The 12,968-nt window shown below is 72.8% G+C and carries 13 protein-coding genes; 8 read left to right on the plus strand and 5 right to left on the minus strand.

Annotation, left to right across the window (positions count from 1 at the left end; genetic code table 11):
* The first annotated feature begins 484 nt into the window (after positions 1-484).
* The gene (locus DFP74_RS01750; protein WP_121180095.1) at positions 485-784 is read left to right on the plus strand and encodes a hypothetical protein; all 300 of its coding nucleotides are present in this window, start codon (positions 485-487) and stop codon (positions 782-784) included.
* A gap of 163 nt (positions 785-947) precedes the next feature.
* Positions 948-2,555, plus strand: a complete 1,608-nt coding sequence (locus tag DFP74_RS01755) for a hypothetical protein (RefSeq protein WP_121180096.1) — start codon at positions 948-950, stop codon at positions 2,553-2,555.
* Positions 2,556-2,644: 89 nt separating this feature from the next.
* On the opposite strand, the gene DFP74_RS01760 is transcribed toward DFP74_RS01755, so the two are convergent.
* The 4 genes from DFP74_RS01760 to DFP74_RS01775 all read right to left on the minus strand — a co-directional run bounded on the left by DFP74_RS01760 (position 2,645) and on the right by DFP74_RS01775 (position 7,705).
* Positions 2,645-3,421, minus strand: coding sequence for a tyrosine-protein phosphatase (locus DFP74_RS01760; RefSeq protein WP_121187963.1), 777 nt, complete (start codon positions 3,419-3,421; stop codon positions 2,645-2,647).
* Between the two features lie 66 nt (positions 3,422-3,487).
* A complete protein-coding gene (locus DFP74_RS01765; RefSeq protein WP_121180097.1) occupies positions 3,488-4,219 on the minus strand; it encodes a nucleotidyltransferase family protein in 732 nt (243 codons plus the stop codon).
* 162 nt (positions 4,220-4,381) lie between these two features.
* Positions 4,382-6,820, minus strand: coding sequence for an AAA family ATPase (locus DFP74_RS01770; RefSeq protein ID WP_121180098.1), 2,439 nt, complete (start codon positions 6,818-6,820; stop codon positions 4,382-4,384).
* A gap of 192 nt (positions 6,821-7,012) precedes the next feature.
* Positions 7,013-7,705, minus strand: a complete 693-nt coding sequence (locus DFP74_RS01775; protein ID WP_121180099.1) for a ribonuclease HII — start codon at positions 7,703-7,705, stop codon at positions 7,013-7,015.
* 352 nt (positions 7,706-8,057) lie between these two features.
* Here DFP74_RS01775 and DFP74_RS01780 point away from each other — a divergent pair, with 352 nt between their 5' ends.
* The 4 genes from DFP74_RS01780 (at position 8,058) to DFP74_RS33410 (ending at position 10,889) form a co-directional block, all read left to right on the plus strand.
* Positions 8,058-8,642, plus strand: a complete 585-nt coding sequence (locus DFP74_RS01780; RefSeq protein WP_121187964.1) for a DoxX family protein — start codon at positions 8,058-8,060, stop codon at positions 8,640-8,642.
* A gap of 74 nt (positions 8,643-8,716) precedes the next feature.
* Complete coding sequence (locus tag DFP74_RS01785) at positions 8,717-9,385, plus strand: hypothetical protein (protein WP_121180100.1); 669 nt, start codon at positions 8,717-8,719, stop codon at positions 9,383-9,385.
* Between the two features lie 84 nt (positions 9,386-9,469).
* Entirely contained in the window at positions 9,470-10,693 is a 1,224-nt protein-coding gene (locus DFP74_RS01790) for an IS701 family transposase (protein ID WP_233570760.1), read from the plus strand.
* Positions 10,694-10,751: 58 nt separating this feature from the next.
* A complete protein-coding gene (locus DFP74_RS33410; protein WP_158612951.1) occupies positions 10,752-10,889 on the plus strand; it encodes a hypothetical protein in 138 nt (45 codons plus the stop codon).
* Positions 10,890-10,899: 10 nt separating this feature from the next.
* On the opposite strand, the gene DFP74_RS01795 is transcribed toward DFP74_RS33410, so the two are convergent.
* Positions 10,900-11,517, minus strand: coding sequence for a LysE family transporter (locus DFP74_RS01795; RefSeq protein WP_121180101.1), 618 nt, complete (start codon positions 11,515-11,517; stop codon positions 10,900-10,902).
* Between the two features lie 73 nt (positions 11,518-11,590).
* Between DFP74_RS01795 and DFP74_RS01800 the strand changes: the two genes are divergently transcribed.
* A complete protein-coding gene (locus DFP74_RS01800; RefSeq protein ID WP_121180102.1) occupies positions 11,591-12,511 on the plus strand; it encodes a LysR family transcriptional regulator in 921 nt (306 codons plus the stop codon).
* 179 nt (positions 12,512-12,690) lie between these two features.
* Complete coding sequence (locus DFP74_RS01805) at positions 12,691-12,882, plus strand: hypothetical protein (RefSeq protein ID WP_121180103.1); 192 nt, start codon at positions 12,691-12,693, stop codon at positions 12,880-12,882.
* The last annotated feature ends 86 nt before the right edge of the window (positions 12,883-12,968 follow it).

Consider the following 12,968-nt stretch of genomic DNA (forward strand, 5'->3'; position numbering starts at 1 on the left):
CCCTCGTCCGCCCGTGGCGCTCGTTCGTCCATGGCGCCGATTGCGGTCGGGGGACTCCAGGGCCCTCGGGAGTCACACTCCATGACTCCTCTCGGCCACTGTCACGGCTCAAGCATAGGACACACCCGCCGCGCTGGACTGCGGCCGCGGCGGGGGACGCCCGTGGACGTGGAAGGTAAATGGTAGGTCACCCGGCGCCCGGGGAACAGTCACCGCGTGGTTTCACGGACACGTTTTCGCTTGATTGCGGGCGTTCGCCACCCTTGTGCACTTTGACCGAACTCGCGTGCCATCGGACCATCAGATGTCCGACTTGCCCTTTATCTCCGTGTTGACCTGCGGTAACAGCAGGAGTCGGGTAAACGGCAGATCCCTCAGGTTTTATCAACAGCGCGCCGGAAGAGGGGTTGACAGTCAGTCCAGAACAAGTGGAATGGGTGGAGGTCACCGTCCAGGCCATCATCAACTAGGGGTGTGAGCACGAATGCTCCAGACCTTCCCGGTCCAGGATCTTCCGAAGATCTCGGCACGGCTCCACGACGAGTTCAGCGGGCTGTCCCGCCGACGCGTCGAACGCTGTGTCGGCGACACGTGGCACTGCATCGCGCATCTGGGGATCGAGGTCACCCCGGACCTGGTCGAACGCGTGGCCCGCGAGCACCTGGAGGCACTGGTGAACTCGGTCCCGCCCTCGCACCAGGCGCTCCGGCCGCCGCGCCGCGCGGGCACGCTCCTGACCGGCCACCGGACGGTCCCCCCGCCCCGGTCGGGCCCGCGGCCCTGAACACCCGGGCCGCGTTCCCGGGCCCCGGGGCCGCGACCACGGCCCCGCCGTCCACAGGCGGGATCGGCCAAGGCCCCGGCTGTCATACGCTCGGGTGGTGCCCTCCCCTACACCACCCACGTCCTCAGGTCCTCCGCCGGTCCCCGACGCGGTCTTCGACGAGATGCTGCGCGCCGCACGTGCCCTCCTGGCCATGCGGCACCCGCTCGACGCCGAACTGGCCTTCAGCGAGATGCTCGGGGCCTGGTGGGGCGAACGCCTGCCGGGTGTGGACGTCGAACGGCTGCTCGGCGAGGGCCTGATCACCCACGCCACCGCCTCGGGCCGGCCCGCCGGCCTGGCGGTGCTGGCCGCGGTGACCGCGTTGGGCACCTCCACGGAGCAGCGCGACCTCGCCGAACAGGGCATGATCGCGCTCAAGGAGCAGGGACTGCAGATGCCCGCCTGGGCCGACCAGCTCGGTGCGGTCACCCCGGTGGCCGCCTACGTCAACGGCGACCAGTTCGGCGACGCCGACGACGTGGTCTGCGTGTTCAGCCGGGACGCCCCCGACGGCGCGGGCGCGGTGCCGCCCGAGCACGCGCTCATCCTGGTGGTGGACCACAACGGCGGCGGCGTCCTGCGCGACGCGTGGGTGACGACCAAGGTCGACCGGCTCCTGGCCCAGTGCCGGGAGCGTGCCCAACTGGACGAGTACGCCCGTTTCGAGCAGGTCGAGCTCACCGAGGCCCGCGTGCGACTGGTCCGGGCGCTGGAACGCACCTCGCGTGTGGTGGCGGGCGCCGGCGCCGAGCACGGCGCCCCCGTCGTGGAACCGGTCGGCCTCACCGCCGCCGACCTCGCCGGCGGGTCACTGGCCGCGCACTTCGCGCTGGCCGCCTCCCGCATCCAGGCCCTGCCCGAGCCGCCCGCGGGCGTGCACGTCACCCCCGCCCCGGTCTGGCGACGCGACCGCAGAGCGGTGCTGGCCGCCCGTTTCCTGGCCTCGGACGAGGCCGCCGAACTCTCGGACTCCTACGCCGCGAGCCGCTGCGTCGACCACATCATCGCGCACGGCTGCGACGTGGACGACGGTCGGCCGATGCGGATCAGCCCGCGCAAGGTCGAGTCGTTCCTGCTGCACTGGCTGCCCGGGCGGGTGGTGCTGCTCACCGAGGAGCAGGAGGCGATGCCGCACGTCCTGGCGGCCTGGATCCGCTGGGCCGGAGCCCGATCGGGCCTGCCGAAGGTGGCCGTGGGCGCCACCCTGGACGCGCTGTGGGAGGCCACCTCGGCCTTCACCCGCACCTACCGCGACCCGGCCCGCCCGCTGGGGCTGCGCCAGGAGGCGATCCGCCGCCTACTGCCGGACGGCGACTTCGCCGCGCTCGCCCGGCGGATGTTCGCCTTCCCCCTGCTGGCCAGCGAACTCATCCTGTGGGCGCCGGAGGAGTTCGACCCGGCCACCCGGACCGGCCGCCGGGCACTGCTGCGGCTGGACCACTACGGCGAGTACGAGGCCGCCACGCCGCACAACGGCCGCCACTCCAGCGGCCAGGACCATTGGTACCGGCCGGTCACCGTCGACGACCCCGAGCGCGAGCGGGAGCTGGACCGGCACGAACGCCTCGCCGAGCGCCTGTGGACGGGACGGCCCGCCAACCTGTGGGCCGCGGCCCGCCGCATGCTCGACCGCGGCGTGGACCGGCCCACCGTCCTCGCCGCCCTGGGCGAGGTCCTCGGCGCCGCCCGCGACGAACCGGACCTGCGCCGCCGCCTCGACGCCCTCTGACCCACCCCGGCCGCTCGGAGGACCTCGGTGGACCCGGCGCGCCGGTCCTCGGCCGACGGTGGCCGGCCGACGGAGGGCCGGCCGCCTGCCTAGAGCAGCCGCTCGCGGAGCCGCTCCACCACGGTCTCGGAGATCTTCAGGCCGTCGGCGACGTACTGGTCGAAGGAGCCGTACACCTCGTCCACGTGGGCGAACGCCGTCTCCAGGTACGCCGGGCGCACCCGGGTCATCGGTGCGACGTCCTCCCAGTCCAGGCCGCTGTTCACGGACAGGCGCCGCATCCACGCGTCGGTGTTGGCCTGGCGCTCGTTGCTGGCCAGGTAGTCGGCCAGGACGTCGGCGCGGTCCACCCCGAGCAGGGTCAGGATGATCGCGGCGCCCCACCCGGTGCGGTCCTTGCCCGCGCTGCAGTGGAAGACCAGGGAGCTGGGGCCCGTCGCCACGCGCTCGACGAGCTCCCGGTAACCGGTCAGGGCCTCCTCGTCGGCCACCAGTTCGCGGTAGACCGCGTACATGAACCGTTCGGCCGCGCCGTCGGCGAACACCGCGCGGGCCGCGTCGGGGTCGGCGAGGGTGTCGGTGAAGTTGGCCCCGGCGGCGTTCTGGCCCTGGACCGCGACCACGGCGTACTCCGCGCCGTCCGGGACGATGTCGGGGAGCCGCTCCCGTTCGACCGGTGTGCGCAGGTCGACGAGCTGTCGGATGCCCAGGCCGTGGTAGGCGGCGAGGTCCTCCGTGCTGACCGAGTGCAGGGCGTCGGAACGGTAGAGCAGGCCGGGGCGGACCGTCCGCCCGGAGGCGGACCGGAGACCGCCGAGATCGCGGAAGTTGGGGGCACTGGGGAGGATGAAACCGTCACTTGTCACGTCCGTGACGATACCGACCACCCTGGGATCCGAACAGGCCGCGTCCGACCATGGGACGGCCCGCGGTCACACGGCGTCGCGCATGGCGGTGATCTCCGCGCCCGCCTCCTTGACGTCCTTGGCCGTGTCCACTCCGCGCCAGAATCCGTCGATCCGGTAGGCGGTCAGACGCCCTTCCTTGGCCAGGTCGGGGAAGGTGGAGGACTCGTGGTCGCCCTTGGCCGGCAGCAGCGGGGTGATCTCCGGCTCGAACAGGTAGACGCCGGCGTTGATCCACACGGGCAGCAGCGGGCTCTGCGTGAAGCCCTCGATCCGGTCCTGCTCGTCCACGTCCACGATGCCCCAGGTGGTGCGGAACTGGGCGAGCGCGAGTGTCGCGGCACCGCCCCGGTCGCGGTGGTGGGCGGTGAACTCGTCCAGCGGGAACCACGTGAGCACGTCGCCGTTGAGCGCGAAGTAGGGGGCGTCCTGGTCGCGCAGGCCGCTGGAGGCGTAGCGCAGGGCGCCGCCCCGGCCCAGCGGCTCGTCCTCCACGAGGAGGGTGATCTCCGGGCCGTCCCGCCGGGCGTCGAGGTGCTCGCGCAGGACCTCGGCCTTGTAGCCGCAGGACACGACGACCTGCTCCACGCCGTGGCCCGTCAGCCACTCGAGCTGGTAGTCGATGATGGGCCGTCCGGCCACCTCCACCATCGCCTTGGGGCGGGTGTCGGTGTAGGGCCGCAGCCGGGTGGCCTGTCCTCCGGCGAGGATGAGCGCCTGGGTGACGGGGGACGCGGATGCTGAGGAGGAAGCGGTCATAGTCGGGACCCTAGCAGCCGGTCCGCCGGTGCCCCCAGGGTGCTGACCCCGCTGGTGCGGGTAGGGCCGGCACCCCTTCGAGCCGTGGCCGGGCCCCGCTCCGGGGCCGTGGCCGCACCCGCCCCGATCGGCGCCCGCCCACGGCCGCGGCGCGCGGGAGGGTCAGCTGCTCTGGGTGGCGTCGGCGTAGGCCAGGCGCACGTCCGCGCTGGTGACGACGGTCAGGTCGGCGGCGGTCGCCGACGCGCCCACGTCCTGGGAGACCCTGAGGTCGCGGTGGGAGCTGGCCTTCTCGAACAGCGACCGGGCGAAGCGCCCGTTGCCCAGCTCGTCGATCCACCCCTCGGCGCACACGTGCGCGAAGATGCTGCGCAGGTCCTCCCTCGCCGTGTCGTCGAAGGCGTCGCCCGTGCTCGCCGCGACGGCCTCGGCGATCTCGGTCAGCTCGTCCGGGGAGTAGGAGGGGAAGCGCACGCGGACGTTGAACCGCGACGACAGACCGGCGTTGGAGGCCAGGAACCGCTCCATCTCGGCCGGGTATCCGGCGAGCACGACCACGAGCCGCGACCGGTCGTCCTCGGCGCGCTTGAGCAGGGTCTGGATCGCCTCGGCCCCGAACGCGTCGCCGCCGCTGTAGCCGGGGTTGACCAGGGAGTAGGCCTCGTCCACGAACAGCACGCCGCCCAGGGCCCGGTCCACCAGCCGGTTGGTCTTGAGCGCGGTCGCGCCCAGGTGCTCGCCCACCAGGTCCGCGCGCTGGGCCTCCACCACCTCGGCCCGGCCCAGCAGGCCGAGCGCGGAGAACACCCGCCCCAGGACCCGCGCCACCGTGGTCTTGCCGGTGCCCGGGGGTCCGGTGAAGACGAAGTGCCGCATGGGCGCCTGGTTGCGCAGGCCCTGCTCCTCGCGGAGCTTGGCCACCCGCAGCTGGGCGACGATGGACCGGACCTGCTCCTTGACCGGTTCCAACCCGATCATGGCGTCGAGCTCGGCCAGGGCCTCCTCGATGCCCGGCGTCTCTCCGAACCCCGGCAGCCGCGCGGTGAGTTCGGCGTGGGCGGTGGTCACGTCGGCGGCGCGCACGGTGATGAGGTCCTCGGCCTCGGGGCGCGGCGCGGGCGCGTCACCGTCCACACCCGCGGTGACCACGCGCACGTCGCGTGCCTGGGCGGCCTTCTCCACCACCGAACGGGCGTAGCGCCCGTTGCCCAGGTCGTCGACGGCCTCGCGCCGGACCGCCTGGTCGAAGCCGTGTCGGAGCGCCCGCTCCGCCTCCGGATCGAGGACGTCGCCGCGCTGCGCGACCAGCGACCGCGCGATGCGGGTCAGCTCGTCGGCGGTGTAGCTGGGGAAGGTGATGCGCGTGGCGAACCGGGAGGCCAGGCCGGGGTTGGAGGCGAGGAAGGCGTCCATCTCCTTCTCGTAGCCCGCGAGCACGACGACGAGCCGGTCCCGGTCGTCCTCGGCCCGCTTGAGCAGGGTCTGCACGGCCTCGTTGCCGAACCGGTCGGCCTGCCCGTCACCCTCGTTGACCAGTGAGTACGCCTCGTCGACGAACAGGACGCCGCCCAGGGCCCGGTCGACCAGCTCGTTGGTCTTGATGGCGGTCGCGCCCAGGTACTCCCCCACCAGGTCGGCGCGCTGGGCCTCCACGACCCGGGCGGTGGGCAGCAGGCCGAAGGAGTGGAAGATCGTGGCGAGGGTGCGCGCCACACTCGTCTTGCCGGTGCCCGGCGGGCCGGAGAAGACCAGGTGGCGCAGTGGTCGCTCGACGGGGAAGCCGGCGTCGGCGCGCAGCCGGGCGGCCTCGATGGAGGCGGCGATCGCGCGGACCTGCTGTTTGACGGGGTCGAGGCCGATCATGTCCTCGAGTTCGGCCAGCGCCTGGTCCACGGGGACCGGCTCCCCGTCCTCGGCGCCGCCGGCGTCACGGCGGCGGGTGGGGAGGGGGGCCGCGTCCGCGCGCTCGCGCACCGGCCGGCCGACGGTCGGCGTGGTGCGCCGGGCGGTGGGCGCCTCCCCCGCGCGCCGGTCCTCGGAGGCCTTGATGATCTGGCGTGAGGCGGCCAGCCGCCACAGCACGCAGGCGCCGGCCGCCGCGTAGAGCAGGGCCACGCCCCAGGAGGCGGACACCGGCTCCACGACCATGCCGACCAGCGCCACGGAGAACCCGGCGATGAGGCCGGCGGTGAGGGCGAGCGCGGCGGTGTGCCAGGCGGGGAACTCGCGCACGCGCGACGCCGCCAGGACGACGAGCAGGGGGACGGGCACCAGGAGCAGGACGACCGGTTCGCCCGGGAGCGGGATCTGGAAGAGCGGCACGGTCACCGCCAGCCAGACGACGCACACCAGGACGGTGACGAAGGCGTCGACCGACCGCATCAGCGCGGCCAGGACCATGAGCAGGACGAGCGTGCCCGTGACCGCCCCGAAGGCGCTGCCGCCCATCAGCAGCGCGACCACGGCGACGACGGCGCACAGGACCAGCGCGGCCACCAGTCGACGGGCCATGGGCACGCGGTGGTACAGCGCGCGCAGACGGTCGAGTCCGGAGGAGCGCCCCGGTTCAGCGGCGGCGGCCGAGCGCGTGTCCCGGGTCATAAAGCCCCTTCCTGCGTGGGGGTCCGTGGGCGGTCGGCTCTCCAGGGCGGGGTGGCGGGGGGCCGAACGGCGTCGGGGGGCCGACGTCCACAGGCACAGCTTTGCCCCCCGTGGGCCCGGATGTCCAGTGCGGGGCGGCGTGTCGGCGCGCCCCGCCCGGCACGGCGGGCGCGAGCGGTCCGCGGTCCCGGGTCAGAGCAGGGGCAGCTGGCCGTCGGGGACGGGGCGCGCCTTGCGCAGATGGCGCCATCGGGGCAGGTCGTCGAGGTAGGACCAGCTCATCCGGTGGTGGGCGGTGGGTCCGTGCTCGGCCAGGGCCGCCCGGTGGACGGGCGAGGGGTACCCGACACCGCTCTCGAACCCGTAGGCGGGGTGCAGGCCCGCCAGGTCCGCCATGAGGGCGTCGCGGTGCACCTTGGCCAGGATCGCGGCGGCCGCGACGCTGATGCAGGTCAGGTCGCCCTTGACCTGCGTGCGGACCCGCCAGGGGCGGCCGATGAAGTCGTGTTTGCCATCGAGGATGACGGCGTCGGGGGCGGTGGAGAGGGAGCCGAGGGCACGGTGCGTGGCCCGGCGCAGGGCCTCGGTCATACCGACCTCGTCGATCTCCGCGGGCTCGGACCAGCCGAAGGCGTGGTCGGCCACCCAGGGGCGCAGCTGCTCGGCCAGGGCCGTGCGGCGTTTGGGGGTGAGCCGTTTGGAGTCGGTGAGTCCGGGCGGCGGGTCACCGGCGCCCGCGACGGCGGCGCACACGAGCACGGGTCCGGCCCAGGCTCCGCGGCCCACCTCGTCGACCCCGGCGATCAGCCGGGCGCCGTGGGCGCGCAACTCCTCCTCCACTTCGAACGTGGGGGCGGGGACGGCAGAGGCAGCGGAGGTCGACACGGTCCCACCCTAATCCCACCCGCCACCCGCCATCGCCCACCCGGGCGCTTCGCGAAGGGGTGGGCTACCACCCTCACACGACGACCTCCGGCCGCAACCTTTCCACCCGCCACCCGCCATCGCCCACCCGGGCGCTTCGCGAAGGGGTGGACTACCACCCTCACACGACGACCTCCGGCCGCAGCCCCTCCACCCGTCGCCCGCCATCGCCCACTCGCCACCACTCAGCCAGCACCACGAATCGGGGGACCATTGCGCGACTCACCGAGCGCGACGATCGTGCACGCGTCGTCACTTTCGGTAGTTTCCGCTTGTCGGACCAGCCGTGACGGGCCTTCCGGAGGGAATGGACATGCAGCGCTCCACGTCGTACAGGCGGCCCCGACCCGGCATGCTCCGGGTGCGGGGCCGCCTGTACGACGTGGTCTCCACCGTCACACGCGTGGGCGTGGGCGCGATGTTCGCCGACTACGGGCTCGCGCTGCGGGGCCGCGAACACCTGGTCGCCGAGCGGCTGGCCGAGGCGGGGGTCCCGGCCGCGGCCCTGGTCGCCGCGCTCCTGCCGACCCTTCTGGTCGCCCTGTCGATCTCCTTCGCCGTGGGCCTGCTCACGTGGCTGGCGGGTCCGTCGCTGGCCGCGGCGGCCGTGGTGGGAGCGGTCTCCGCCGGAGCGCAGGACGCCGCGCCGTTCGGCTCGTGGGCGGCGACGGCGCTGGTCACGGCGGTGTGCGTGCTCATGGCGGTGGGTGGCGGCCGGTGGTCGTGGGACTACCTGGTACTGGCCCCGAGGGTGCGGCGGTCCACACCCGCACCCCGCCCCGCCTCCGGGGCGGTCTCCGTCACCGACCTCACGGATTCGGCCCGACGCCCCGAACACGCTCCCCCTCTGCTCTATCCTGTCGGTGAGGCCGCGCTTCGTCGGCCGCATCGACTCTGACCCGGCCCGTGCGCGCTATCGCTGCGCGCTTTCGGACCGTGGCCACCCGACATGGATTCGGTGGGGGGAACATCATGTCCGCCGCTGCCTCCGATCCCGCCTCCGAGGGGTCTGTGGCCAAACTGATCGCGATGGCGGAGAAGCCGACGCCGGGTCAGCGCCTGATCAGCTGGGCCTCCCGACCTCCGGGGCGGCTCTACATCCCCGCGTGCTCGGTGGTCGGGCTCGTACTCCTGTACGAGGACAGCGTCCCCGGGGGCCACCTCCCCACCTTCCTCATCGGCGTGGGCGCCGGTCTGCTGCTCGCCGGGATGGGCGCCCTGCGCCTGGGCATCGCGCTCGCCGTCGCGCGCCCGATGATCCGCTACTACTGGCTGCGCTGGGTGTCCGCGCCGATCATCGCGGCGCTGGCCCTGGGGCTGTCCGTCGCCGACGTCCCCCTCCAGGCCCGGGTCGGCGCCTCGACCGACGACCTGCTCTCGCTGGCCTCCGAGGTCCAGGACCCCACGACCATTCCCCGCAACGGAGAGTGGACGGGGCTGTACCCGCTGCACAGCGTGGGGAGCAGCACGGGCACGGAGGAGGACGTCACCTACTTCGCCGTCCAGGGCGCGGGCCTGCTGAGCCAGTCCGGTCTGGCCCACAGCACCGCGGAGCTCCCCGAGGGCGTCTTCGTCCCCGGGCACGGTTCGAAGGTCTACGAGCACGTCAGCGACGACTGGTACGTCTGGGTCGACCACTAGGACTAGTACTACATAGCTAGATCTTCAGTAACGATCTTCTGGTTTCTCTGCCGGTGCGGGCTGGGGCTGTGTGACGGTATGCGCATGCCCCAGCCTGACGAGCCCGCAGACGCGGTGACAGCCGCAGATCTGCACGCGTGGAAATCGCAGTTCGAGGAGTTGTGCGCCCGTTTCGAAAGCCGGTGGGTGCGGCCCGAGCCGCGCGAGCACTTCCGGCAGTACCTGCGGGGACTGCTCGCCCCCCTCGAGCGGAAGAACTCCTGGACGATCTCGGAGTTCACCGGAGAGAAGCGCCCCACCGCGATCCAGCGGTTCATCAACCTGACCGCGTGGGATGCCGACGAACTACGCGATGATGTGCGCGATTACGCCATGGAGCACTTCGCCGACGAGCGGGCCGTGCTGATCGCCGACCCGACCGGATTCGCGAAGAAGGGCACCAAGTCAGCGGGCGTGCAACGGCAGTACTCCGGCACGCTGGGCCGGGTCGACAACTGCCAGATCGGCACGTTCCTCGCCTATGCCAACACCACCGGCGACCGGGTCCTGATCGACCGGGAACTCTATATGCCCGCCGCGTCCTGGTGCGATGACCCCCAGCGCCGGGCCCAGGCGCGGGTGCCCGAGGACCTGGTCTTCTCCACCCGCCCGCAGCAGGTCCAGGCCATGATCGCCCGGACCGTGGCAGCCGGTGTGCCCTTCGCCTGGGTGGCCGCGGACGAGGAGTTCGGCCAGAGCCCGGGCCTGCGCGCCTTCCTGGAAGAACAGGGCATCGCCTATTGCATGGCGGTACCGAAGAACACCGACCGCGTCTCGTTCTCCACGAGCAGGTATTCGAAGGACACCGTCGAACTCCTCGCCCACGCGATCGGGCCGGGCGAGTGGCACAGGCGCTCGTGCGGGATCGGCGCGAAGGGCTTCCGGGTCTATGACTGGGCGCTGGCCGAGTCCGGGACTGCGGGGCACCAGTACGTGTTCCGCCGCAGCACCGACAGTGGCGAGTTGGCGTATTTCCACTGTTACAACCCGCGCGGGGAGGATGTGTGCGAGTTGGTCCGGGTGATCGGCTCGCGGTGGCCGATCGAGGAGTGCTTCGAGGCCGCCAAGCAGCAGGCCGGGCTGGACCAGTACCAGTTCCGGATCTATCCGGCCTGGTACCGGCATATCACCCTGGCGATGCTCGCTCTGGCCTTTCTAGCTGTGGTGCGCCACGGGTCTAAAAAGGGGGCCCGGGGTCTGTGGACAACCAGCGGCGACCCCGGGGACACACCGGACACCAGGACAGAAACCGCCCCAGAGGGCCGATAGCAGGCGCCGACGGTCCGGGCGGGGGCTGATCGGCTTGACCATCGGGGAGATCCGCCGGTTGTTCAACCTGATCGGCAAGGATGAGGAGGCCGTTGAGCTGGGGCTCTACTGGTCCGCTCATCGGCGCGGCCACCAGGCCGCAGCGCGCAGGCACCACTTCAAGCGGCGCCTGCGCCTGCAAGTCATCCAGATCTAGCTATGTAGTACTAGGCCGCGACCATGCCGACGGCGAGTCCGCCGATGAGGAGCCCGGAGACGCCCGCGGTCCACCGGCGGCCCCGGGGACCGGTGAGGGCCCTGCCGAGGACGGTCCCGCCCGCGGCGAGGAACAGCTGCCAGCTCGCGGACGCCAGCAGGATGGCGCCGACGTAGACCGCGGTCTCCGCGGCGCCCATGGCGGCTCCCGCCTGCCGCCCCAGGATCAGGGCGACGAAGTAGATCGCCGGCCACGGGTTGAGCGCGGTGAGCCCCAGGAAGACCAGGTAGGCGCGCCAGGCCGTGACCGGGGTCGGTCCCCGGTCCGGCGCCTCGACCCCCCGCGCGCTCGCGCCGCGCACCACGCGTACCGCCATCACGACCAGAACGAGGGCCGCGGCCCAGGTCAACGGGGTCGCGATCGGCTCCACCGCGAGCGCGAGGGCGCGCCCGCCGAGCACGGCGGCCACGGCGTACAGGGCGTCGGCCGTCACCGCGCCCATCGCCGCCGCCGCACCCATCCGGAACGAGGTGCGCGCGGTCATGTTCACCATCAGCACCGCGACGGCCCCGACGGGCACCGCGAGGCCGTATCCCGCCGCCAGTCCGGCGATCAGCGTCTGCATCATGCCGACAGTCTGTGTTCGGCGGATCGTTCACGTCCATCGAATGTTCGTGCATACCACCATGTAGCATCGCCGCATGATTGATCCGCGGTTGCAGACACTGCGCGTGCTGCGCGCCGAGGGGACCGTCACCGCGACGGCCGCGGCCCTGCACGTGACGCCCTCCACCGTCTCCCAGCAGCTGCGGCAACTGGCCGCCGAGGTGGGCGTGCCACTGCTCGAACCCGAGGGGCGCCGGGTGCGCCTCACCGCGGCGGCGTACACGCTCCTGGAGCACGCCGACGTGATGCGGGCGCAGTGGGAGCGGGCCGCCGCCGACCTGCGGACCCACCGCGAGGGCGAGGCCGGTCACCTGCGGGTCTCCGGGATCGCCACGGCGCTGGCCGCACTCGTCGCACCGGCGATGCGGGACCTGCTGCGCCGGTACCCCCGCATGACCGTCGAGATCGACGAGGACGCCGGTGCGGACCGGTTCGGTCTCCTGCTGGCCGGGCGCACGGACATCGCCGTGGTGATCCCCACCCCCGACGGCCCGCCGCCCGACGACGCCCGCTTCGAACAGCATCCGCTGCTCGCCGAACCCCTGGACCTCCTGGTCCCGAGCGGCCACCGCCTCGCGGGACGGGCCGGGGTCGAGCTCCGCGACGCCGCGCAGGAGACCTGGATCCGCGCCGGCGACCCCCGTGACCAGCACCCGCTGCTCCTGAGCGCCTGCGCGTCGGCCGGCTTCACCCCCCGCCTGGCCCACGGCGCCGTGGACTGGTTCGCGATCGGGTCGATGGTCGCCCACGGCTACGGCGTGTGCCTGATGCCCCGGCTCGCGCCCCTGCCGCCAGGGTCGGAGGTGACCAGAGTTCCGCTCACGGGGCGGCCCGTCCCGACCCGCCGGCTCCTGGCCTGCGTGCGCCGGGGCAGCGGCCGACAGGCCGTCATCGAACGCGGGCTCGGCGCCCTGCGTGCCTCCGCCGCCGCGTGGGACGCCGACCCCGTCCACTGAACGCCGCGCCGACCCGTGCTCCGGCGGCGGAGCCACCGGCCCTGACCCGTGCCAAGGCCGGACTTTGCCGGGGGCTGTGTCGTTCACACACTGCTCTCACCTTGGACCTGTACACCTGGTGCCATCCCCCGGAGGGACCCCCTTGTCCCTCCCGAAGGCCAACGCTGAGGAGCCGATCCATGCGGGAGTTCATGCTCACCCTCCACCTGCGCATCCACGACTCGCTCACGGCGCTGCGCCGGGCGCACGCCGTGGGCGACGACGACCTGGCCAACGCCCAGGTCGGGGAGATCCAGGACCTGGTGGAGATCGCGGCCCGGAACGGGATCGACATCGGAGCGGGCTACGCGGCCCTCTCCCCCACGGGCTGAGGAGGACCGCCACACCGGGGCACGCTCCGTGGCGGCGTCCCACGCAAGAGCGCACGTCCCCTGAACACGCCCGAGGACCCCCGACC

This window comes from Nocardiopsis sp. Huas11 (assembly GCF_003634495.1).
GTDB lineage: Bacteria > Actinomycetota > Actinomycetes > Streptosporangiales > Streptosporangiaceae > Nocardiopsis.

What these genes read in the sequence shown, in the direction of transcription:
- DFP74_RS01790 (WP_233570760.1), top strand. Translation starts at nt 9,470, where the DNA reads ATGCCCCAGCCTGACGAGCCCGCAGACGCGGTGACAGCCGCAGATCTG.
- DFP74_RS01755 (WP_121180096.1), top strand. Translation starts at nt 948, where the DNA reads ATGCTGCGCGCCGCACGTGCCCTCCTGGCCATGCGGCACCCGCTCGAC.
- DFP74_RS01780 (WP_121187964.1), top strand. Translation starts at nt 8,058, where the DNA reads ATGCAGCGCTCCACGTCGTACAGGCGGCCCCGACCCGGCATGCTCCGG.
- DFP74_RS01750 (WP_121180095.1), top strand. Translation starts at nt 485, where the DNA reads ATGCTCCAGACCTTCCCGGTCCAGGATCTTCCGAAGATCTCGGCACGG.
- DFP74_RS01765 (WP_121180097.1), bottom strand. Translation starts at nt 4,219, where the DNA reads ATGACCGCTTCCTCCTCAGCATCCGCGTCCCCCGTCACCCAGGCGCTC.
- DFP74_RS01785 (WP_121180100.1), top strand. Translation starts at nt 8,717, where the DNA reads ATGTCCGCCGCTGCCTCCGATCCCGCCTCCGAGGGGTCTGTGGCCAAA.
- DFP74_RS01800 (WP_121180102.1), top strand. Translation starts at nt 11,591, where the DNA reads ATGATTGATCCGCGGTTGCAGACACTGCGCGTGCTGCGCGCCGAGGGG.
- DFP74_RS01770 (WP_121180098.1), bottom strand. Translation starts at nt 6,820, where the DNA reads ATGACCCGGGACACGCGCTCGGCCGCCGCCGCTGAACCGGGGCGCTCC.
- DFP74_RS01795 (WP_121180101.1), bottom strand. Translation starts at nt 11,517, where the DNA reads ATGATGCAGACGCTGATCGCCGGACTGGCGGCGGGATACGGCCTCGCG.
- DFP74_RS01805 (WP_121180103.1), top strand. Translation starts at nt 12,691, where the DNA reads ATGCGGGAGTTCATGCTCACCCTCCACCTGCGCATCCACGACTCGCTC.